The organism is Arthrobacter sp. UYNi723, from assembly GCF_054057635.1.
Map to the genome: position 1 here is coordinate 21,902 of NZ_JBSRZM010000019.1, position 20,507 is coordinate 42,408.

Here is a 20,507-nt window from a genome sequence, read left to right on the forward strand (position 1 = left end):
TAGTGCCATGACTTTAGCTTCAGCTGCCCTCCAGTCCCCCGTGTCCGCTCCCGCCGTCGTCCTGACCATCGCTGGGTCCGAAGCGACGGGTGGCGCCGGAGCCCAGGCCGACCTGAAGACGTTCCAGGAGCTGGGCGTGTTTGGCATCGCCAACCTGACCTGCATCGTGTCCTTCGATCCGAGCGACAACTGGAACCACCGATTCGTGCCGGTGGACCAGCAGGTCATTGCGGACCAGTTGGAAGCCACGACGGCGGCCTACGGTCCGGCGCCGGGCGCCGCCTTCGAGAGTGCGTCGGGAGAGCCGTCGGCTCCAGGCCGGCCGGTCCTGGACACCGTGAAAATCGGCATGCTGGGCAGCCCGGCCACCATCAGTACGGTCGCCGCGGCGCTGGAAACGGGCCGGTTCCGCAACGTGGTGCTGGATCCGGTGCTGATCTGTAAGGGCCAGGAGCCGGGCCACGCACTGGACACGGACCAGGCCCTGAAGGCGCAGATCCTGCCGCTGGCCACATTTGTCACACCCAACCACTTAGAAGCCGAATCGCTGTCCGGCCTGGCGATCACCGACGTCGAATCCCTGAAAGCCGCAGCAGTCCGCATCCACGAGCTCAGCGGCGCCGCGGTCCTGGCCAAGGGCGGCGTGCGGCTGGCAGGCCCGGACGCCGTCGACGTTTACTACGACGGCGAGACCCTCGAAGTCCTCAGCGCTCCCAAGGTGGGCGAAGTGGCCGTGTCTGGCGCCGGCTGCTCCCTCGCCGCGGCGGTGACGGCCGAGCTGGCGAAGGGCGCCACGCCGCTGGAGGCTGCCCGGGCCGCCAAGGACTTTGTCACCGCCGGAATCCGCAACCGGGTGGCGTCCGGCGCGCCGTTCGACGCGCTCTGGCAGGGTGGCGCGCGCTAGCCTCTTACGTCTACGCGCCGCGCCGCTTCGACCTGCGCCTCTTCAAGCAGTGCGCCGGCCACCAGCGTGGCCGTCCGCACAATGAAGGCCCGACGGCGGTCCAGGCGGTCCGGAGCGGAGCCCGCCAAGAGTGCGTCGATCTGGGGCAGCACGGTCCAGCCGTCGCACAGCGTCACGATGGTGAGGACCAGGTCGGCCGCATCCGTGCGGTCGATTCCGGGTAGAACTGCCAGCATCTGGTCCACTTTTGTGGTGCAGTGGTCAGCGCGTGTGGCCCGGTCCACGGTATTTCTCCCGCGCTCCAGGCCTTCCCAGAACAGGAGCCGGGCCAAGGCGCCGTCGTTCGTGTGACGGTCAAAAAGCCTTCCGGCGTACTCTCCGATGGACGCCGCGCCATGACCTTCGATGGGGACCTCGGACATCACCCGCACCAGTTCAGCGGCAAGGACGGCGTCGAACAGCTCATCCTTCTTGCCGAAGTACTGGTAGATGCGTTCCTTGTTCACGCCCGCCGCCGCCGCAATGCGGTCCACCCGCGCGCCGGCAAGGCCCTTGTCGCTGAACTCCTCGGTGGCGGCAGTCAGCAGCAGTGCTTTCGTGCGCTCAGTATTCCAGGCCATGCCACGATTCTACCCGTTTCCAACCAGGTAGTTGCACTTTTGTGGAGCCCGTACTAGTCTCGCTTTTATCAAAAGCAACCAACTAGTTGGAGTTAGCCATGAACAGCACCCTCGTCCCCACAGCAACTGCTCCCGCGCCAGCCGCCCCTACTCAGGCTCCGGTCACTTCTCACGGACCGGTGCCGCAGGCGCCGTCCATCCACGTCCGCGCCGTCATCACGTGGCTGGCCATCTTTCCGCTGGTGGCCGTGGGCATGATGCTGGTGGCGCCCCTGACCGAGGGCTGGCACACGGGCTCCGGGCACTCGTACTGACGCTCGTGGTGGTTCCGGCTGCTGTCTACCTCGTGGTGCCGCGGCTCTTTGCCGGGTACGGCGCCCTGCTGCGACGCCGCATTTCCCGCAAGACCAGTAGTTAGGCTCAGGCCAGGGAAGCCACGGCTACCGCGGGTCGGCGACCTTCCCCATAAACAGCGGCAGGCCGGTTTCCACATGCACGATCTGGTAGTGGAACGGCCGGTCGAAGCTGATGGACCGCTGAGGCTGCGGCGGAGCGCTGGTGACAGCTCCGTTGATCTGGGTCACCGCGGCGGCAATCGTGCCCTTTTCGGCCACTGTGATGTTGGCGGCCTGCGCGGCCTGGGTGATCATCATCTTGGGCTGGATGTTGTTGAAGTCCTCGGTGGTTTCGAGCGTCTTCTGGAGGCCCAGTGACCCAAACACCTTCCGCAGGTCAAAACTGGACTTGTGGTCCCAGCGTGGCAACTGGATCTGCACCGTCTCCGGCGCGGCGGTGTCGAAGGCGTCCGCGATTTCCGTGAGCGTGGCTGCGCCGAAGGCCGCGGGGGCGGGACGGGACCCGGCGGCGGCGTCCGCGTCGGCTCCGGCTGCCGGCAGAGCCAGCCGCATAACGAAACCGTCGGAGTAGGGAAGGTCCACGCCCTGCCAGCTGGCACCTTCCGCGTACTTCATCTCCAGCTCGTTGCGCATGGTAGGCGCGTAGATTTCCTCGCCGGCGGCCGTTGTGAAGGGGAGGTCCGAAGTGGCATTCGGGTCAAACGGCGCGCTCCAGGCGGAGGCAAAATACAGGGAATTGAGGAGGCTGAAGGTGTTCCTGGGATCGTACTTGGCCGGCGCTTCCTTGATCCGGCCACCCGTGTTCCTGTTGACCCACGCATCGATGGCGGGCTTCGTGGCACCCTCATCGCTGAAGTCCACGGGATACACGCCCGTTCCGTAGTGCCGGGCAAGGGTGTCCAGGAAGGACTCGCCGGTGGGCACACCCTTGTCCACGAACAGCCCGTTGGCGGCATGCATGACCGGTTTCCGCGGCGGGTTGTCCTCATCCACTGCGCCGGGGTCGCCGTCGAACTTCTCCAGCGAGGTGAGGACCGCGTTCATGGCCTCATCGCGATTTTCCGCGGGGAGTCCCAGGACGCTGTCCATCTCCGCCGCGGTCTCGCCCGACGCGCCGGAGCGAAGCATCGCGAGGGCAATCAGCAGGCTCCCGGGCGAGGACACGACGTTCCCGTTGGCGCCGTCGCCGCCGTCGGCCAGCAGGGCCTCCCCGAGGCCCAGGGCGGAGGCCCGGAAGGAACGCAGCTCGGCGGTATAGGCCGCGCGGTCCACCGAAACCCGCTCCACGCCGTCGGCCTTGACCAATTCCGGAGGCGCGGGGGCCGGGGCCGCACATGCTGCCAGTCCCAGCACCGCACCCAAGGCCACCGCCCGCTGAAAACGAAACACCACTGTCGCCTCCCCGGCACACAAGGGCGGGAATCCGCCTGCTCCCAGTGAACCAGCGACGGCGGCGCGACACGATGCCTGAACGGTCACGCTTTGCACTCATTTTGGTCTCATCCAAGCGCTCTCTCACTTAACGCAAGAAAACCCGGGACGCTCTCTCACTTTCCTCAAGAAAGTGAGAGAGCGTCCCGGGATTTGCCGCATTATCTGAGAGAGCGTCCGGGGTGCGGTGAGCGGTGAGGGGCGGTGAGCGGACGACGGCGGGCGGCCACCCGCCGTCGTCCGCTCACTGGAGCCTGCCCACAGCGCTAAGCGTTGATGAGGTCCTTGTCCTTGTCGTCGTCCTTTGCAGGCCGGTTCCACGCATCGCCCTGTTCGCGGTCCAGGTGGGTGGTCTTCTTGTTCTTCAGGGCGAAGATGTAGACCAGCAGCGAAATAGCGATGGCAACCGTGACGTAGGTGAAGAACAGGTCCACGCGCTCGGCCTTCTGGAACGCGGCGCCGAGCAGCGGCACCGTTCCGCCGAAGAGTGAGTTCGCGATCGCGTAGCCCAGGCCGACGCCGAGGGCGCGGATGGAGGCCGGGAACAGCTCGGCCTTCACGAGGGCGTTGATCGAGGTGTAGCCGCCGACGATCAGCAGGCCGCCCAGCATCAGCAGGAATGCCGTGAACGGGTCCTTGGTGTTAGACAGGGTGGATAGCAGCGGCCAGGTGAACAACACACCCGTGATGCCGAACCAGAGCAGCAGCGGCCGGCGCCCGACCTTGTCCGAGATGATCCCGTAGACCGGCTGGAGCAGCATGAAGATGAACAGCGCCCAGAAGTTGATCACGGAGGTGTCGGTCCTGGCGATCCCGGAGGTATCGTTCATGAACTTCAGAATGAAGTTGGTGTATGTGTAGAACGCCACGGTGCCGCCGAGGGTAACGCCGATGCAGATCAGCAGCGGCTTCCAGTGCTGGGTGAACAGCAACTTCATGGTGCCGGGTTGGGCAACGCCGGCCGCGGCCGGAACCCTGGCGGCCTCGACCTGCTCGGCGGACACGGTTTCTTCCATCGAGCGCCGCAGCCACAGGACCACGAGCGCGGCGACGCCGCCGATCGCGAAGGGGATGCGCCAGCCCCACTCAGTCAGGGCGCCCTTGTCCATGGTGTTCTGCAGGATGACGAGCACCAGCAGGGCCAGCATCTGGCCGCCGATCAGCGTGACGTACTGGAAGCTTGAGAAGAAGCCACGGCGTTTGGACGTGGCGGCCTCGGACATGTAGGTGGCGCTGGTGCCGTATTCGCCGCCCACGGAGAAACCCTGGACCAGCCGCACAAGGATCAGCAGAATCAGCGCCCAGACGCCTATCTGCTGGGTCGTCGGCAGGATGGCGATGGCGAAGGAACCGGCGGACATGATCGTCACGCTGAGCGTCAGGGCCGCCTTGCGGCCCTTGCGGTCGGCATAGCGGCCGAAGAACCAGGCGCCCACCGGGCGCATCAGGAACGACGTCGAGAAGACGGCCATGGCCTCGAGCCCGGCCTGCAGGTCGTCTTGGGAATTGAAGAAGTGCGACTGGAAGTACGCCGCGAAGACGGTGTAGACGTAGAGGTCGTACCACTCCACGAGGTTGCCCGCTGAACCCTTGAGGATGTTGCTCACGGCCTTGCGGGTGTGCGCTGCCTCACTTTGGATCACGGCTTGCTGGGTGCTCATGATTGCACCTTCCTTGGCTGCGCGGCCACCGGTAACCGTTCCGGGCGTACTTTTGTGCTGTCCATGGCAGCATTGCTCATGGTTCCTCCTCGACGTTGAAGTGCCCCTCAGAGCGGAGCGCTGCACTCAAGCTATTCGTGATCCAGGGCACAACCAACGTGGGCGGCCATTTCCTAACACTTCCTTAGGTTTCGCCGGGAGAAAGGGTAATCTCCAAAGCGGGCAGGTTGCAGGTGCCCGCTCAGCGAATAAGGGATCAGGCCATGGAGTTGCTCATCGTCGAGGACGACGACGCCATGGCGTCCGCCCTCGCCGCCGCCGTCGCGACAGCGGGGCACAACCCCACCCGGGTTGCCCGCGGAGCCGACGCCCTGCTGGTCCACCGGAAGTTCAAAGTGATCCTGCTGGACCTCGGCCTTCCCGATATGGATGGCCTGGAGGTACTGCGGAAACTGCGCCAGGTCACGCCGGTGCCCATCCTGATTCTCACCGCGCGCGACGACGAACGCAGCGTGGTGCTCGGCCTGCGGTCCGGAGCCGACGACTACCTCGTTAAGCCTGTGAAGCTCGTGGAACTTCTTGCCCGGATCGAAGCGGTCACCCGGCGTGCCGGCCGCTATAGCGGCTCGCGGCAGCAGAGTGTGGTGCTGGGTGATCTTGAGATCGACCTCCAGCGGCGCGTGGCTTCCCTCCGTTCCGAGGTGCTCCCGTTGACGGCCACCGAGTTCGACCTGCTGGCACTGTTGGCCAGCCACGCCGGCTCCGTGGTCACACGTGAACAGATCCTGGACGCGCTGTGGGGCGACGCCTTCGTGGCCTCATCCCGGTCCCTTGACGTGCACCTGACGGGGCTGCGGGCGAAGCTCCAGTTGCCGGGCTTCATCATCAACGTCCGCGGCGTCGGCTACCGGGTCGAGGCGGAGCCGGCGTGAAACTGCGCGTCCTGGGCATCCTGAGTGTCCTGGCGGTGCTCATCGTCATCATCGCCTCCAACGCCATCCTGACGTCCGCCGGCCGTGAACTGACCCAGGAACTCCAGATCAACCGTGCCGCGTCACTCAACCGCCTGGCACAGGTGGCGTTCGACGCAGCTTCCGCCGGCGAAACCGCTCAATTGCAGACGGAGATGGACAGGTATGCCGAACTCTACGGCGAGGGAGTCCTGATCCGCCTCCAGCAGGGCACCCTGCGCTCCGGCGGCCTGAGCGAGGACCGGCCGGACGTCCGGGACGCGGTGGCCAGGGCGAACCTGAACCTCAGCGACACCACGCTCGCCCCGCTGCAGCCGTTCGGGCCTTCCTCCGAGGTGATCTCCCGATCCTTCGGCAGCGCCAGCCAGGTCCTGGGCGAGGCCGTCCTTGAGGTCAATCTGGACGCGGCCCGGCAGAAACTGAGGGAGCGGTGGCTTATCGTCGCATTGGCGGCGGCGGCCCTGGCTACGGTGCTTCTGCTGGGTGCGGCCCGCGTGACCGAGTGGGTGCTGCGCCCCGTGCATCGGCTGAATGCTGCCGTCACGGAGCTTGAGGCAACAGGCCGGACCGGACAGCTTCCTGAGGCCGGGCCGCCGGAACTTCGGGAACTGAGCCGTTCATTCACCACCATGGCGCAGACCGTCAGCCACAGCCTCGACTCCCAGCGGCAACTGATAGCTGACACGTCGCACGAACTGCGCAATCCGGTGGGGGCGCTGCGGCTCAGGATCGATTTGCTGCAGCTGGAACTGAAGACCGCCCGGGAACACGACGCTGCGGCAGGGGTGCTGGCCGAGCTCGAACGTGTGGAGGAGATTCTGGACGGGGTACTTCGGTTGGCGGCCGCCGAGCACAGGGCCTCCGAGGACTCCGCCCGGGGCCGGCTGGGAACCCCGTCGCCCGCGGCACAGACGCGCCTTGATCCCTTCCCCGTCCTGCAGGAGGAAACCGAACGGGCGGGCCCGGCCGCCCAGCGCAGCGGAGCATCCATCCTGCTGGCAGATCCGCCAGCACTCGCCGTGCACATCGCGTGCAACGCCGCGGAACTGGCCCAGATGGTGGGCGAACTTCTTAACAACGCCATCAAATACGCTCCCGGCGCCCACATCTCGGTTGCTGCCCGCGAGCGCCAAGGCACGGTGGCCATCGAAGTGTCCGACGACGGCCCCGGGCTTTCCGCCGACGAACGGACTGCGGCCACCAGCCGTTTCTGGCGGTCCCCGGCGCACCGGACGATCCGCGGCACCGGCTTGGGCATGACCATCGTGGACAAGCTGGCAGCCGCCAACGGTGGCCGGCTGGTGCTTGTGGACGCCTCGCCGCATGGCCTGATCGCGCGCCTCGAGTTTCCGCGTGCCGGGGATGTGCCAGGGCCTTTTGCGGGGCCGGAGCAGGCCGGGCCGGAGCAGGCGGCTCCGCGTGGCTGACCTGTTCGGGGGGCGCCTGACCGGAGCACGGGCCCTGCCCCCAAGTCCCCCGCGGCGAACCGTCCTCAAGGCCGGACTCGCGGCCGGGTTGTCCGGACTGCTCCTGCCGGCCCTGGGTGCGTGCACGCCGACGGACCGCCCGGGAACCGTGACCGTGGCCGGTGGCGAGCCCGGAGGCTTCTACCTGGAATTCGCCGAACTGCTGGCGGCGTCCCTCCAGCGTCACGGCGTTGCCGGCCAAGCCACGGCCCTGACTACCGGCGGCAGCCTGGACAACCTCGAACATCTGCTGACCGGGAAAGCCACGTTCGCCGTCGCGCTCGCGGACTCAGCGGCCCACCGCACAGCGGTGGGTGACCCGCCCGCCGTCGGACTTTCAGCCGTCGGAAAGGTGTACGAAAACTACGTCCACTGCGTCATCAGGCAAAACAGCGGGATCCGGGACATCGGCGCGCTTGCCGGCCGGACCGTGGCTGTCGGCGAGCCCGGCTCGGGGACGTCGCTGACCACTCCGCGGCTGCTCGAGGCTGCCGGGCTGAGCACCACTGCCGGCACCGCCGGCGGCGTCACAGTGCTGAGCCTCGGCCTGAATGAGGGCCTCGCGGCTCTGCGGGACGGAACGGTGGACGCGTTGTTCTGGTCAGGCGGCGTGCCTACCGCGGCCATTGCTGCCGCGCACGACGACGTCGGGCTGGGTTTCCTCGATCTGTCCCCGCTGCTGCCGGCACTGCGGGCCAGATACGGCGTTTTCTACGACCGGGTGCTGATCCCGGCAGGCGCCTACGCGAGCATTCCGGGCGTGTGGACCGTGGGCGTAGCGAACCTGCTGATGTGCCGGAGCGATCTTGATGACCGAACGGTTAAGCGGACAGTCGAACTTCTGGTGGGGCACGCCGAGGAGCTGATCCCGCGCTCCAGCCTGGGGGTCCAGTTCCTGAGCCCCGAAACCTTGATCAACACCGCCGGCTTGCCCCTGCACCCCGGCGCCGCCGCAGCGTACCGGGAGCTCCACGGGTAAGGAAACGCTCTATCACTTGCTGCAGCAAATTCCCCGACGCTCTCTCACTTTCCCCAAGAAAGGGAGAGAGCGTCCTGGGAAAGACTGCAGGGGCTGATGGAGGGTTTGGTCAGCTCCCCGAGTGCGCGGCCAAAAAGCTGTAAACCTCGGTCTCGTCCACACCGGGAAACGCGCCGGGCGGCATCGCGGCCAGCAGGTGCGTGTTGGCCCGAGCCGCCGGCCAGGCGTTTCCGGCCCACTCGGATGCCAGCGCGGCCGGTGGACGTTTGCAGCAGTTCGGGTCCGGGCACGTGGACTTTTCTCGGGCCGTGGTTTCCCGGCCGCGGAACCATTTCACGTGCTGGTACGGCACCCCGATGCTCAGGGAGAACTCGCCGCTGGCCGATCGCTCGGTCCGGGCCGTGCACCAATACGTGCCGGACGGAGTATCGGTGTACTGGCTGTACGCGCTGAACTTGTCCGGCACATCGAACACTGCCCGCGATGTCCACGCCTTGCACGACGGCTGGCCTTCAATGGCGCCGGTATGGTCCATCGGGAACGTCACGCCGTCGTTCTCGTAGGCCTTGTAGATGATGCCGCTCTTGTGGGTCTTCTGGAAGTGGGTGGTGATGCCCAGGTGCTTCGTGGCCAGGTTGGTGAAGCGGTGCGCGGCGGTCTCGTAGGAGACGGCAAAGGCGTCACGGATGTCCTCAACCGCGATTTCCTTGGCAGCCTTGGCCTTCTGCAGGAAATCCACGGTGGCCTGCTCGGGCAGCAGGAGCGCGGCCGCGAAGTAGTTGGTGGCCACCCGCTGGCCGAGGAAGTCGCCGTAGTTTTTCGGCGTCTCATGCCCCAGGACGTAGTGCCCCAGCGCCTGCAACAGCACCGAGCGGGGGTCGTGGTCCTGCCGCTGGCTCTGCGTCAGGTAAATTCTGTGATTCTTCAAATCCGTCACTGAACGGGTGGAATGCGGCAGGTCGCTCACGTGATGGAGGGTGAATCCGAGCTTCTCGGCGATGTCGGCGATGACGTGCTGGCTCAGAGGCCCGGCCGTGTAACCCACCAGCCCCAGGACCTTCTGCGCCTCGGCCTCATACTCCGGGAAGTAGTTGCCGCGCTCACGCATCATGGCACGCAGCTCACCGTTCGCGCGGCGGGCTTCCTCCGGCGTCGCCACCTGCTCGTTCAGTTTGCGTTCGAGCTCGTGCAGTAGCCCCACCTGCGCCTCCAACACATCGACCGGAAGCCGCGAGCTGATGCGGATTTTGGGCAGATTAAGGGACTCGTACAGGGGCCCGCGCTGGTAGCGTTCCAGCTCAATTTCCAGGGCCGCGCGGCGGCTCGGCGGCTCGGCGCCAAGCAGCTGGTCAATGCTCACGTTCAGGGCCGCGGCCAGTCCCTGCAGCAGGGAAAGTTTGGGCTCCCGCTTGCCGTTTTCGATCAGGCTCAACTGGCTGGGGGCGGTCCCGACGGCTGCGCCCAGGTCATCGAGCGTGTACCCGGCTTGCTTGCGCAGATGCCGCACGCGGCGGCCCAGGCTGATGACGTCCAGTTCCGGGGAGGCGGCGGACGACGGCGGCGGTGTGACTTCGCGGTTCCAGCTTCCAGGCGTCATTTCTTGAGGATACGCGAAGAAGTGCATTTCTTTCCAGTGTTTTCCCCTAGAGAAGTGTTGTGAAGTGCTGAAAAGTAGTGATCACGGAAAGAAACACCGCACCGGGTAGCCGGCCGGAACTGCAAGGAAGCAGCTCCGGCCGGCAAATAACCACCCGGAGCTCAATCAAGGAGACAACGATGACTGCAGCATTTGAGCCCACCCAGCAGACGCCCCAAGAGCAGGCCGCCGCCCTGGAGCTTGAGTGGGCCGCCAACCCCCGCTGGGAAGGTGTGACCCGTGACTACAAGGCCTCGGACGTCGTCAAGCTCCGCGGCCGTGTCTCCGAAGAGCACACGCTGGCCCGCCGCGGATCCGAGAAACTGTGGAAGCAGCTCACCGAAGAGCACAAGACCGGCGGGTACACCAACGCCCTGGGCGCACTCACCGGCAACCAGGCCGTGCAGCAGGTCAAGGCCGGCCTCCGTGCCATCTACCTCTCCGGCTGGCAGGTTGCCGCCGACGCCAACAACTCCGGCCACACCTACCCGGACCAGTCCCTCTACCCGGCCAACTCGGTCCCCACCGTGGTCCGCCGCATCAACAACGCCCTTCTCCGCGCGGACCAGATCGAATTCTCCGAAGGCATCCAGACCGTTGAGGACTGGATGGTCCCGATCGTTGCCGACGCCGAGGCTGGCTTCGGTGGCCCGCTGAACGCCTACGAGCTCATGAAATCCATGATCCAGGCCGGCGCGTCAGGTGTGCACTGGGAAGACCAGCTCGCCTCGGAGAAGAAGTGCGGCCACCTCGGCGGCAAGGTGCTCATCCCCACCCAGCAGCACGTCCGGACCCTGAACGCCGCCCGCCTGGCGGCCGACGTCGCCGGCACCCCCTCGGTGGTCATCGCCCGCACCGACGCCGAGGCAGCCACCCTGATCACCTCCGACGTCGATCCCCGCGACCAGGAATTCGTCACCGGCGAACGCACCCCGGAAGGCTTCTACAAGGTCCGCAACGGCATCGAACCCTGCATCGCCCGCGCCAAGGCCTACGCCCCGTACTCCGACCTCATCTGGATGGAGACGGGCACCCCGGACCTGGAGCTGGCCCGCAAGTTCGCCGAGGCCGTCAAGGCTGACTTCCCGGACCAGATGCTCTCCTACAACTGCTCGCCGTCGTTCAACTGGCGCAAGCACCTGGACGACGCCACGATCGCGAAGTTCCAGCGTGAACTCGGCGCCATGGGCTTCACGTTCCAGTTCATCACCCTGGCCGGCTTCCACGCCCTGAACTACTCGATGTTCGATCTCGCCCACGGTTACGCCCGTGAAGGCATGAGCGCCTACGTCGAGCTGCAGGAAAAGGAATTCGCCTCCGAATCCCGCGGCTACACCGCGACCAAGCACCAGCGCGAAGTCGGCACCGGCTACTTCGACGACATTGCAACTGCGCTCAACCCGAACGCATCAACCCTGGCACTGGTGGGATCCACCGAAGAAGGCCAGTTCCACTAATTTTCCCCAAGTAAGTAGCACTAAGTGTCGTTTTGGAGGCTCAAAACGACACTTACTGCTACCCAGTTGGGCACAGCACCAGGAGACTGAAATGAACACCTTCACTGACAGCTTCACCATCAACGGGATCACTTTGACCGCGCAGCCTATTTGCCGGCAGGACGAGGTTCTTACTCCGGATGCACTGGAGTTTGTCGCCAAGCTGCACCGGGCCACGGCTGAGCGCCGGCAGGAACTGCTGCAGGCACGCCGGACCCGCCGGGCGGACATCGCCGGCGGCCAGGACCCCAGGTTCCTCCGCGAAACCGAGGACATCCGCAACGACCCGTCGTGGCGCGTCGCTCCCCCGGCCCCGGGCCTGGAGGACCGCAGGGTGGAGATCACCGGACCGGTGGACAAGAAAATGACCATCAACGCGCTGAACTCCGGCGCGAAGGTGTGGCTCGCTGACATGGAGGACTCCTCCACCCCCACGTGGCGGAACGTCATCAAGGGCCAGCTGAACCTCACCGACGCGCTGGAACGCCGGATCGACTTCACCTCCCCCGAGGGCAAGGAATACAAGCTCCGCCCGGCGGGCGAGCTGCCCACCATCGTGGTCCGCCCCCGGGGCTGGCACCTGCCCGAGAAGCACATGATCATCGACGGCGCCCCCGTGGCCGGCGGCATCGTGGACTTCGGCCTGTACTTCTTCCACAACGCCCGCCGCCTCCTGGCCCAGGGCAAGGGACCGTACTTCTACCTGCCCAAGATCGAGAACCACCTCGAGGCACGGCTGTGGAATGACATCTTCATCCTCGCCCAGGACCTGCTGGGCATCCCGCAGGGCACCATCCGCGCCACCGTGCTGATCGAGACCATCACCGCGGCGTTCGAAATGGAGGAAATCCTCTACGAACTGCGTGATCACGCGTCAGGCCTGAACGCCGGCCGCTGGGACTACATCTTCTCCCTGATCAAGAACTTCCGTACCCGCGGCCCCCGGTTCGTCCTGCCGGACCGCGCCCAGGTGACCATGACCCAGCCGTTCATGCGCGCCTACACCGAGCAGCTGGTCCGGGCCTGCCACAAGCGCGGCGCCATGGCTATCGGCGGAATGGCCGCCGCCGTCCCCAACCGCAAGGACGAGGCCGCCAACACCAACGCGTTCGAGAAGGTCCGCGCCGACAAAACCCGCGAGGCCAACGACGGCTTCGACGGCTCCTGGGTGGCCCACCCGGACCTCGTGCCGGTCTGCCGCGAAGTGTTCGACGCCACCCTCGGCGAACGCCCCAACCAGCTGGACCGCACCCGCGAGGACGTCATCCCCGATGACCGCGCCCTCATCAACGTGGCCGCCACCGAAGGCACCATCACCGAGCAGGGCATCCGGAACAACATCGAAGTAGGCATCCGCTACATCGAGTCCTGGCTCCGCGGGAACGGCGCCGTCGCCATCCACAACCTCATGGAAGACGCCGCCACCGCGGAAATCTCCCGCTCACAGATCTGGCAGTGGATGTTCGCCAGCGCCATCACCGATCGCGGCGAAATCATCACGCACCAGTGGATCGAGGAACTGCTCGACGAAGAGTTCGCACGCCTGGAACGCTTCGACGGCGACCGCTTCGAAGACTCCCGCGACATCTTCGAGGAAGTCACCCTCAGCCAGGACTTCCCGTCCTTCCTGACCCTCCCCGCCTACGCCCGCTACCTCACCGAGGCCCGCGAAAAGGCAACCAAAGAGGAGCTCGCCGCGGCCTAGGCCGCAGCAGGCTAACTGAATAGATTTCCGTCCGCCGGGCAGGCACGCCCTTCGCAACAGGCACCCCCGAGATCCGGGGAGCCGGCCCGGCGACGGAACACCACCAACACAGCGCGAACCGGCAGCAAATGACCCCAAAACCAAGGTTTGAGGGGATTAGCTGCCGGTTCGCGCTGTTGTTTGGGGCCTCAAGTGTCCGTTCGCGCCGGTCCGGGCGGGCGCGTGGGAAGGAGCGTACGACGGCGGGACGCGTCAGCGTCCTTTCGGCACCAGCCGCACGGCCAGGGTTGTGCAGACGAAGAACATCAACACCGAGCCCAGGATCACCAGCAGCGCCGGGGTCCAGGAACCCGAGGCGTCGTGCACGAAGCCCACCAGCGGCGGGGCCACCGCCCCGAAGCAGTAACCGAGCCCCTGGACCGTGGCGGACATCCGGCCCGCGGACACCTGGTCCCGGGCCAGCTTGATGATCGCGATGAAGATCAGCGTGATCCCGCCGCCCTGCGCGATGCCGCCGCTGGTGGACCACAGCCACCACAGCTCCGGCGCCAGCAGCAGCCCGGCCGGCACGGCCGTCCACAGCAACCCCACGGTGACTGCCGTCGTCGTCGTACTGAAATACTTGGCAGCGAACGGCACCCCCAAGCCGCCAACAATCGCGAAGATCTGGAACAGCGACGAACCCGCCCCGGCCGCCGAGGCGGACATCCCAAGCTCGTCGTTGAGGTAGCTCGGCAGCCACGCGGTCACCGCGTAGTAGGAAAACGCCTGCCCGGCGAAGCCTGCGGTGAGCCCGGCGGTAATCCAGCCGGACCCCCTGACCGCCGGGTGCTCCTGCCCGCCGGCCACCACGGTGCGGGACGGCACAAACGCCGTGCGGGCGCCCACGGCGAGGGTCCAGAAAACGATGGCAATGACGGCCAGGATGCCCACGGACACCAGAGCCACCCGCCAACCGGCCAGCTCGGCCAGGGGCGCAGTGACCATCGATGTCAGGAATGATCCGATATTCAACGCCGCCGTGTACACACCCATGGCGGTCCCTTGGCGCAACGGGGAGAAGTCGCGGCGGATAATCAACGGCACTGCGATGTTGCCCACCGTGATGGCCAGGCCGATCATCACCGTGCCAACCACCACCGGTCCCGGGCCGCCCGCCGAGCGCACAATCACGCCTGCCAGGACGCCAAGGATGGTGAGGGAGACGGCGAACTCCGCGCCGAGTTTCCGTGTGGTCAGTGACGCCAGCGACGCCGCGAGCGCGAAGCACAGCACCGGGATGCTGGTCAGCAGGCCCAGCATCACAGGGGTAAATCCGAGGTCGGCCTGCATCAGGTCAACCACCGGGGCAACGGCAACGAAGGGCCCGCGCAGGTTCAGCGCCAGCAGTCCGATGCAAGCGAGCAGGATCCAGCCCTTGGGAACTTTGGCCAAGAACTGTCCGCTCATGAGGTTTCCGCGGTGGCTAAATAGGATTTCATCACTTCCATTGCTATCACGGCGCATTGCCCCGGACGCCAAAGTCAGAGTCATGGCGCCCTGGCATACGATGAAGCTCACACCAGCCGGCCCCAACGTGCGGGATACAAAGCCGCGCCCCGGACGAAGGAACTTCACATGCAGCAACGGCTTGCCATCCTCGATGACTACCAGGACGTGGCGCACGGTTTCGCCGACTGGTCCTCCCTGGAACAGTGCGGCGTTTCAACGGCCGTCTTCCGCGAGCCCTTCCAGTCCGAGGATGCCTTGGCCGCGGCGCTCGCCGACTACCAGATCGTCGTTGCGATGCGTGAGCGGACCGCGTTCCCCCGCACCGTGCTGGAACGGCTCCCGGGGCTGAAGCTGCTGGTGACCACCGGCATGGCCAACGCCGCCATCGATTTGGCCGCAGCGGCGGATCTCGGCATTACCGTGTGCGGCACGCCCGGGTCCCCCACCGCTGCGCCCGAACTGACCTGGGCGTTGCTGCTCGCGATCGCCCGCAACCTTCCGGCTGAGGAGAACTCGCTGCGCGCGGGCACGTGGCAGACCTCGGTGGGGATGGAGCTGTCCGGCAAGACCCTGGGCGTCGTGGGCCTGGGCAAGATCGGGCAGCGGATCGCGGCGTACGGGCAGGCATTCGGCATGGACGTGCTCGCCTGGAGCCAGAACCTGACCGCTGAGGCCGCCGCCGAGTGCGGAGTCCAGAAGGTCGGCAAGGAGGACCTTTTCAGGAATTCCGACGTCGTCTCCCTCCACCTGCGGCTGTCTCCCCGTTCCGAGGACATCGTGGGTGAGCCGGAACTGCGGCTCCTGGGGCCGGAAGGCATCCTGGTGAACACCTCGCGGGGTCCGCTGGTGAACCAGGATTCCCTGGTGCGGGCTTTGAACGAGGGCTGGATCCGGGGCGCGGCCCTGGACGTTTTTGACCAGGAACCACTTCCCGCGGGCCACCCGCTGCTCAGCGCGCCCAACACTGTCCTGTCCCCGCACCTCGGCTACGTGACGGCCGAGAGCTACCGGCAGTTCTACGGTGGCGCGTTCGAGGACGTCAAGGCCTGGCTGGAGGGAACACCGGTGCGGGTGCTTACTGCGTAAGACGGTCTAGCCGGCCGCCTGAAGCGTTGCCTCAATGGCGGCAGGCGACAACACGTATTGCGTCACCATCTGGCTGGCACCAAGAATCGCCGCCTGGTCCCCGGCCACGGAAAGAGCGATCCGCAGGTGGCTGGTTGCCAGCGGCAAGGACCGCCGGTAGACCACTTCGCGGACACCTGCCATCAGGTGCTCGCCTGCCTGGCCAAGGCTGCCGCCGATGACAATAACAGACGGGTTGAGCAGGTTCACAACGGTAGCCAGCACGTCGCCCACATCCCGGCCCGCCTGGCGCAAGGCCTGAATGGCTTGCAAATTACCCTCGCCAACCAGGCGCAGGACATCGCTGCCGTTGGCTGCAGCCACACCCTGCCTGGTCAGGTCCGCAGCCACAGCCGGCCCCGACGCCAGTGCCTCAAGGCAGCCATAGTTGCCGCAGCGGCACAACACATCGTCACCGCGCGGGACCCGGACATGGCCAAGGTCGCCCGCCGTCCCGTTGGCGCCGCGCTGCAGTTCACCGTTGCTGATGATGCCTGAGCCGATGCCGGTGGCAACCTTGATGAACAGGAAATTTTCGTGGTCAGGCCAGTGCGCCGTCCGCTCGCCCAGCGCCATGATGTTCACGTCGTTGTCCACCAGCACGGGCACCGGCAGCGAGCGCTGGACGTAACTGACGACGTTGAACCCGTCCCAGCCCGGCATGATGGGCGGCTTGACCGGCCTTCCGGTGGCATGTTCCACCGGACCCGGCAGGCCGATCCCCACGCCCGCCAGGTCATTCTTGGTACTGCCTGCCTGCGCGAGAAGCGAAAGGCCTTCCTCAATCACCCGGTCCAGCACGGTTTCGGGACCTTCGGCGACATCCTGGGCGAGTCGGTGTTCGGCCTGGACGCGTCCTCTGAGATCGGTGACAGCGATGAGGACGTGGGTGGCGCCGACGTCGACTGCCAGCACGGCGCGTGCCGCCGGGTTGAACGCAAAGCGCGACGGCGGCCTGCCGCCGCTGGAGTTCGCCTCCCCCGCCGGGCCCACGAGTCCTGAATGGATGAGCGCGTCGATCCGCGACGCCACGGTGGAACGGGCAAGCCCCGTACTCAAGGCAAGTTCCGCGCGGGTCCGTGCTTTGCCGTCCCGAAGCAGCTGGAAGAGATCGCCGGCGCGGGAGAGACTGCCGCCATTGTCAGGGGCGACCGTGTCAGTAGCGGGCGTTGAGCTCATGAATTAGTGATAGCACATGGATCTTCTGCGTGTCACACCAAAAAAGAATGTCATCTACATAGCAACTTTTGCTTGACGTTCGACAAAAGTCCCTTTAGCTTGAGTTGTGAGCCGGCTCACCCCACCGTGGGTTTCCAGGACTGGCCCGGTTTCTCCATTCGCGACTACAAAGAGGTAAGAGCTTGTCGAGCCAATCCCAGGCAGTACCCGCCGTCCTCGGCGTCGGAATACTCGGCGCCGGCCCGGTAACGCAGGCCATCCACCTGCCATCCCTTGCCCGGCTGCAGGACATCCTCAAAGTCCGTCACATCATGGACGTTGACCCCGCAGTTGCGGAGTCCGTGGCGAACCGGGTGGGAGCAGCCTTCAGCACCAGCATGGAGGAGCTGCTCGCGGACCCTTCGGTGGACGTGGTGGCCATCTGCAGTCCGCACCAGTTCCATGCCGCCCAGGTCATCGCGGCCTGCCGTGCAGGCAAAAAGGCAGTGCTGTGCGAGAAGCCGTTTGCCATGAGCGGCGACGAGGCCACCAGCATCTCGGCCGTCTCTGCTGAAACCAGGACCCCCATCATCGTCGGAGCAATGCACACCTTCGATCCGGGCTGGCTCGCGGCTGAGGCCGCGTGGGGCGACCTCCCGGAACAGGTGCACACCATCAGGTCCTCCATCGTCCTGCCGCCCAATCCCAGGTTCGAGGACTTCGCCACCGAGATCGTGGGGCGCACCCCCATGCCGCCACGTGCGAGCACCGATCCGGAGGTCATCAAGGCGATGCTCACCGGCGGAGTGATGGGCCTGGCTATCCATGACCTGCCCCTGGCGCGGCGGTTCACCCCCGATTTCGCGGCCGTGGAAGTGCTCCACGCCGAGATCGTCAAGCCCTTCGGCTACGTGATCTCCCTCCGGGCAGGCCACGTCACCATCGAACTGCGGGCGGCCATGAACGCCACGTGGGAGCCGGCCTGGGAGTTCGAAGCCATCGGTGACGACGCCGCCCTCAAGATCGACTTCACCCCCTCCTACGTGCACGCCGGCTCGGCAACGGCCCAGCTGCGCCAAGCAGGGAAAACCACTGTCCTTGGCCCGTTCGGCCACAACGGCTACGAAGGTGAATGGCGCGCCCTGGCAGACCTGGCCAGGGGTAACGGCCAGGCCCCTTCCGGTGAGACCCTCCTCCACGACCTCGAGTTCGCCCTGGCCATAGCCGAGGCGGCTGCCGCCCGCGTGGACGTCCAAGCAGCAACCCGCCAGGAGGCCACAGTATGACCGCCCAGCTGTCAGTCCAGGCAGACGCCGACGCGGACGCGGCAGGCGCCGTCGCCGCCGTCGTCTCTTCCCTCCCTGTTTCCCTCAAGCCCGCCGATGCTGCTGTCGACCTCGTCGCCGTTGCGGGCTCCGCAGGCTGGACCGGACGTGCGGACGCCGCTATCCGCCACGGCGCCAAGGGGGTCGTAGTAGTCAACCCGCAGGCTGAAGATCCTGCTGCGCTGGCCGCCATCGCAAAAGAGCAAGGCGCGGCAGTGGTCCTTGACCAGCAGTGGGCAGGAAATCCGGTGCTGGCCGAGAGGCAAAAAGACGTCCGGGACCTCTTGGCGAAGAATCTGGCCGACGCCGTCCTGGTGGACTCCGTGGCACATGCCGCGGCTGGAAGCGATGCCGCAGCGCTGTTGACTGAGCACCTGGCCGCGATCCTCACCTGCGGGGTTGAGGTGTCCGCGTGGACGCCAGTGCAACGCACCCCGCACGGCTACGTGGTGGCAGGCAGGCTTTCCAACGGTGCGCCCCTGGTATTGCACGGCGTCCTGACGTCCGCAGTGCCGGCCACCGCAAAAGTCTCCATCCTGACAGCATCCGGGCGTGCCGACGTCGTGCTTCCCGATCCGTCTGCCGCGTGGCCGGCGACGGTCCGTTCAGTCAGCTCCGGCGGCGCCACCACCCTGCCCACCATCTACGAAACAGCTCACCGGCATACCTGGACGAGGCTCCGCGACCACGTGGCGTCGGGCAGCCAAAGCGCCGATCTCGGGCAATTCGCTGCACTGTACGCAATCATCCATCAACTCACCAACTAACCGCACCACCCCAGCACCATCTCCGTTTACTCATTGTCGAGTTGGACCGGCCAGCCCTCAGCGGGCCGGATCCTGAAAGGAAACACCATGACCAACAAGTCCTCCGCAGCATCTTCCGCTTTCTCCCGCCGGGGCTTCCTGGGCCTGACCGCGGCTGCTGCCTCGGTTCCGCTCCTGGCAGCCTGCGGCGGCGGCACCGCGTCCCAAGGCGGGGGCGGCGGCGCGGGTTCCACCATCAAGTTCTGGGACATGCCCTGGGCCACCCCCGCATACAACGACGCCGCCAAGGGCATCGCTGAGGGTTTCTCCGGAGCCAACGGCAGCAAGGCCTCCTACCAGATCATCCAGTGGAACAACTTCTACCAGACGTTCTCCTCGGCCATTGCGTCCAAGACCGGGCCGGCGGTGTCTACCGGTGGCGGTTTCCAGGCGTTCCAGTTTGAGCAGCAGGGCCAGATCGCGTACGCGGACAAGGTGATCGACAAGCTCAAGGAAAACGGCCAGTTCGACGACTTCCTCCCCGGCGTGCTGGAGCCGTTCAAGTCGGACAAGGGCTATGTTTCGGTACCGTGGCAGCTGGACATGCGCGTGTTCTGGTACCGCAAGTCCCTCTTCGAGAAGGCGGGCGTCGAGGTACCCAAGGACTGGGCCACCCTCCTTGAGGCGGGTAAGAAGCTGAAGTCCCTCGGCGCGTTCGGCTTCGCCACGGGTTCCGGCGCGGGCAACAACATCGGCAACCACTCCATGATCATGATGATGGTCAACAACGGCGGCGGCGTGTTCACCAAGGACGGCGAGCTCGATGTCCTGAACGACCGCAACGTCGAGGCCGTCGAGTTCCTCCTGGAACTGGTTTCCAACGGCATCATCGACCCTGCCGCCGTCAGCTACACCACCGAGAACCTCAACGCCCAGTGGAAGGACGGCAAGGCGGCCTTCGGCCCCTACGTACTCGGTGTTCCCGAGCGCGTGGGGGACACATCGGGCGACATCGCCGTGGCCAGCCCCATCGCCGGCCCGCACGGCGACAAGCACGGCCTGGTCTTCCCGAACAACATCATGATGTACAAGAACACCCCGTCGCAGGAGGCTTCGGAGGAGTTCCTGGTGCACTACCTGGGCGGAATCAAGGAACTGTGGCAGAAGAAGCTGATGAACGCTCTGCCGGTCTTCAAGTCCATCACCGAACTGCCCGAATTCACGGCGGACGCCAACAACGTCAAGATCATCAAGGAATGGCAGCCCATCGCCAAGACCTTCGCCGCCCAGGGCACTGCGCTCAACGCGGACCTTGCAGCTTTGGATGGCGGCCAGGCACTGAACCAGTTCACCCAGACGGTCCTGACCGGCAAGACCGACGCCAAGTCCGCCCTGCAGGCCTTCGAGTCCGGCCTCAAGTCTGTCCTGAAGAAGTAA

The 20,507-nt window shown here is 66.0% G+C and carries 17 protein-coding genes; 11 read left to right on the forward strand and 6 right to left on the reverse strand.

The genetic code is table 11. The features are described 5' to 3' along the window. Positions 1-7: 7 nt before the first annotated feature. Positions 8-904 carry a hydroxymethylpyrimidine/phosphomethylpyrimidine kinase gene (locus ACVWY0_RS14795; RefSeq protein ID WP_485837350.1) on the forward strand — a complete coding sequence of 299 codons (897 nt, stop codon included), beginning with the start codon at positions 8-10 and terminating at the stop codon, positions 902-904. Here the strand turns inward: ACVWY0_RS14795 and ACVWY0_RS14800 are convergent. Then, positions 901-1,524 (reverse strand): TetR/AcrR family transcriptional regulator, encoded by a 624-nt coding sequence (locus ACVWY0_RS14800; protein WP_485837351.1) that lies wholly within the window; start codon positions 1,522-1,524, stop codon positions 901-903. The genes ACVWY0_RS14795 and ACVWY0_RS14800 overlap by 4 nt on opposite strands. 98 nt (positions 1,525-1,622) lie before the next feature. Here ACVWY0_RS14800 and ACVWY0_RS14805 point away from each other — a divergent pair, with 98 nt between their 5' ends. Continuing rightward, a complete protein-coding gene (locus tag ACVWY0_RS14805; protein ID WP_485837352.1) occupies positions 1,623-1,838 on the forward strand; it encodes a hypothetical protein in 216 nt (71 codons plus the stop codon). A 126-nt stretch (positions 1,839-1,964) separates the two neighbouring features. Here the strand turns inward: ACVWY0_RS14805 and ACVWY0_RS14810 are convergent, their stop codons facing one another. Then, a complete protein-coding gene (locus ACVWY0_RS14810) occupies positions 1,965-3,272 on the reverse strand; it encodes a serpin family protein (protein ID WP_485837353.1) in 1,308 nt (435 codons plus the stop codon). A 305-nt stretch (positions 3,273-3,577) separates the two neighbouring features. After that, on the reverse strand, positions 3,578-4,972 hold the full coding sequence (locus tag ACVWY0_RS14815; RefSeq protein ID WP_485837354.1) for an MFS transporter: 1,395 nt from the start codon (positions 4,970-4,972) through the stop codon (positions 3,578-3,580). A gap of 263 nt (positions 4,973-5,235) precedes the next feature. Between ACVWY0_RS14815 and ACVWY0_RS14820 the strand changes: the two genes are divergently transcribed. From ACVWY0_RS14820 to ACVWY0_RS14830, 3 genes are read left to right on the forward strand one after another with little or no spacing between them, the layout of a single operon-like run. Further along, positions 5,236-5,904, forward strand: a complete 669-nt coding sequence (locus ACVWY0_RS14820; protein WP_485837355.1) for a response regulator transcription factor — start codon at positions 5,236-5,238, stop codon at positions 5,902-5,904. Further along, complete coding sequence (locus ACVWY0_RS14825; RefSeq protein ID WP_485837356.1) at positions 5,901-7,370, forward strand: sensor histidine kinase; 1,470 nt, start codon at positions 5,901-5,903, stop codon at positions 7,368-7,370. Before ACVWY0_RS14820 ends, ACVWY0_RS14825 begins: the two co-directional genes overlap by 4 nt. Then, the gene (locus ACVWY0_RS14830; protein ID WP_485837357.1) at positions 7,363-8,388 is read left to right on the forward strand and encodes a TAXI family TRAP transporter solute-binding subunit; all 1,026 of its coding nucleotides are present in this window, start codon (positions 7,363-7,365) and stop codon (positions 8,386-8,388) included. Before ACVWY0_RS14825 ends, ACVWY0_RS14830 begins: the two co-directional genes overlap by 8 nt. A gap of 109 nt (positions 8,389-8,497) precedes the next feature. Here ACVWY0_RS14830 and ACVWY0_RS14835 read toward each other — a convergent pair whose 3' ends face one another. Further along, entirely contained in the window at positions 8,498-10,012 is a 1,515-nt protein-coding gene (locus tag ACVWY0_RS14835) for a helix-turn-helix domain-containing protein (protein WP_485837358.1), read from the reverse strand. 152 nt (positions 10,013-10,164) lie between these two features. Between ACVWY0_RS14835 and aceA the strand changes: the two genes are divergently transcribed. Continuing rightward, positions 10,165-11,481, forward strand: a complete 1,317-nt coding sequence (aceA, locus tag ACVWY0_RS14840; RefSeq protein WP_485837359.1) for an isocitrate lyase — start codon at positions 10,165-10,167, stop codon at positions 11,479-11,481. Positions 11,482-11,572: 91 nt separating this feature from the next. Then, positions 11,573-13,225: a malate synthase A gene (aceB, locus tag ACVWY0_RS14845; RefSeq protein ID WP_485837360.1), complete on the forward strand. Its 1,653-nt coding sequence runs from the start codon at positions 11,573-11,575 to the stop codon at positions 13,223-13,225. 252 nt (positions 13,226-13,477) lie between these two features. On the opposite strand, the gene ACVWY0_RS14850 is transcribed toward aceB, so the two are convergent. Next, positions 13,478-14,674 (reverse strand): MFS transporter, encoded by a 1,197-nt coding sequence (locus tag ACVWY0_RS14850; RefSeq protein WP_485837361.1) that lies wholly within the window; start codon positions 14,672-14,674, stop codon positions 13,478-13,480. A gap of 168 nt (positions 14,675-14,842) precedes the next feature. Here ACVWY0_RS14850 and ACVWY0_RS14855 point away from each other — a divergent pair, with 168 nt between their 5' ends. Continuing rightward, positions 14,843-15,802, forward strand: coding sequence for a D-2-hydroxyacid dehydrogenase family protein (locus tag ACVWY0_RS14855; protein WP_485837362.1), 960 nt, complete (start codon positions 14,843-14,845; stop codon positions 15,800-15,802). Positions 15,803-15,808: 6 nt separating this feature from the next. Here the strand turns inward: ACVWY0_RS14855 and ACVWY0_RS14860 are convergent, their stop codons facing one another. Further along, positions 15,809-17,020: an ROK family protein gene (locus ACVWY0_RS14860; protein ID WP_485837363.1), complete on the reverse strand. Its 1,212-nt coding sequence runs from the start codon at positions 17,018-17,020 to the stop codon at positions 15,809-15,811. A 182-nt stretch (positions 17,021-17,202) separates the two neighbouring features. Here ACVWY0_RS14860 and ACVWY0_RS14865 point away from each other — a divergent pair, with 182 nt between their 5' ends. The 3 genes from ACVWY0_RS14865 to ACVWY0_RS14875 all read left to right on the forward strand — a co-directional run bounded on the left by ACVWY0_RS14865 (position 17,203) and on the right by ACVWY0_RS14875 (position 20,507). After that, positions 17,203-18,285 carry a Gfo/Idh/MocA family protein gene (locus ACVWY0_RS14865; protein WP_485837364.1) on the forward strand — a complete coding sequence of 361 codons (1,083 nt, stop codon included), beginning with the start codon at positions 17,203-17,205 and terminating at the stop codon, positions 18,283-18,285. Further along, the gene (locus ACVWY0_RS14870) at positions 18,282-19,091 is read left to right on the forward strand and encodes a hypothetical protein (RefSeq protein WP_485837365.1); all 810 of its coding nucleotides are present in this window, start codon (positions 18,282-18,284) and stop codon (positions 19,089-19,091) included. The genes ACVWY0_RS14865 and ACVWY0_RS14870 overlap by 4 nt, the downstream gene beginning before the upstream one ends. Positions 19,092-19,178: 87 nt before the next feature. Beyond that, on the forward strand, positions 19,179-20,507 hold the full coding sequence (locus ACVWY0_RS14875) for an ABC transporter substrate-binding protein (protein ID WP_485837366.1): 1,329 nt from the start codon (positions 19,179-19,181) through the stop codon (positions 20,505-20,507).

Excerpts from the sequence above, each read along its gene's own strand:
- ACVWY0_RS14850 (WP_485837361.1), bottom strand. The coding sequence starts at position 14,674 with ATGAGCGGACAGTTCTTGGCCAAAGTTCCCAAGGGCTGGATCCTGCTC.
- aceB (WP_485837360.1), top strand. The coding sequence starts at position 11,573 with ATGAACACCTTCACTGACAGCTTCACCATCAACGGGATCACTTTGACC.
- ACVWY0_RS14835 (WP_485837358.1), bottom strand. The coding sequence starts at position 10,012 with ATGCACTTCTTCGCGTATCCTCAAGAAATGACGCCTGGAAGCTGGAAC.
- ACVWY0_RS14815 (WP_485837354.1), bottom strand. The coding sequence starts at position 4,972 with ATGAGCACCCAGCAAGCCGTGATCCAAAGTGAGGCAGCGCACACCCGC.
- ACVWY0_RS14870 (WP_485837365.1), top strand. The coding sequence starts at position 18,282 with ATGACCGCCCAGCTGTCAGTCCAGGCAGACGCCGACGCGGACGCGGCA.
- ACVWY0_RS14860 (WP_485837363.1), bottom strand. The coding sequence starts at position 17,020 with ATGAGCTCAACGCCCGCTACTGACACGGTCGCCCCTGACAATGGCGGC.
- aceA (WP_485837359.1), top strand. The coding sequence starts at position 10,165 with ATGACTGCAGCATTTGAGCCCACCCAGCAGACGCCCCAAGAGCAGGCC.
- ACVWY0_RS14875 (WP_485837366.1), top strand. The coding sequence starts at position 19,179 with ATGACCAACAAGTCCTCCGCAGCATCTTCCGCTTTCTCCCGCCGGGGC.
- ACVWY0_RS14820 (WP_485837355.1), top strand. The coding sequence starts at position 5,236 with ATGGAGTTGCTCATCGTCGAGGACGACGACGCCATGGCGTCCGCCCTC.
- ACVWY0_RS14795 (WP_485837350.1), top strand. The coding sequence starts at position 8 with ATGACTTTAGCTTCAGCTGCCCTCCAGTCCCCCGTGTCCGCTCCCGCC.
- ACVWY0_RS14855 (WP_485837362.1), top strand. The coding sequence starts at position 14,843 with ATGCAGCAACGGCTTGCCATCCTCGATGACTACCAGGACGTGGCGCAC.
- ACVWY0_RS14800 (WP_485837351.1), bottom strand. The coding sequence starts at position 1,524 with ATGGCCTGGAATACTGAGCGCACGAAAGCACTGCTGCTGACTGCCGCC.
- ACVWY0_RS14805 (WP_485837352.1), top strand. The coding sequence starts at position 1,623 with ATGAACAGCACCCTCGTCCCCACAGCAACTGCTCCCGCGCCAGCCGCC.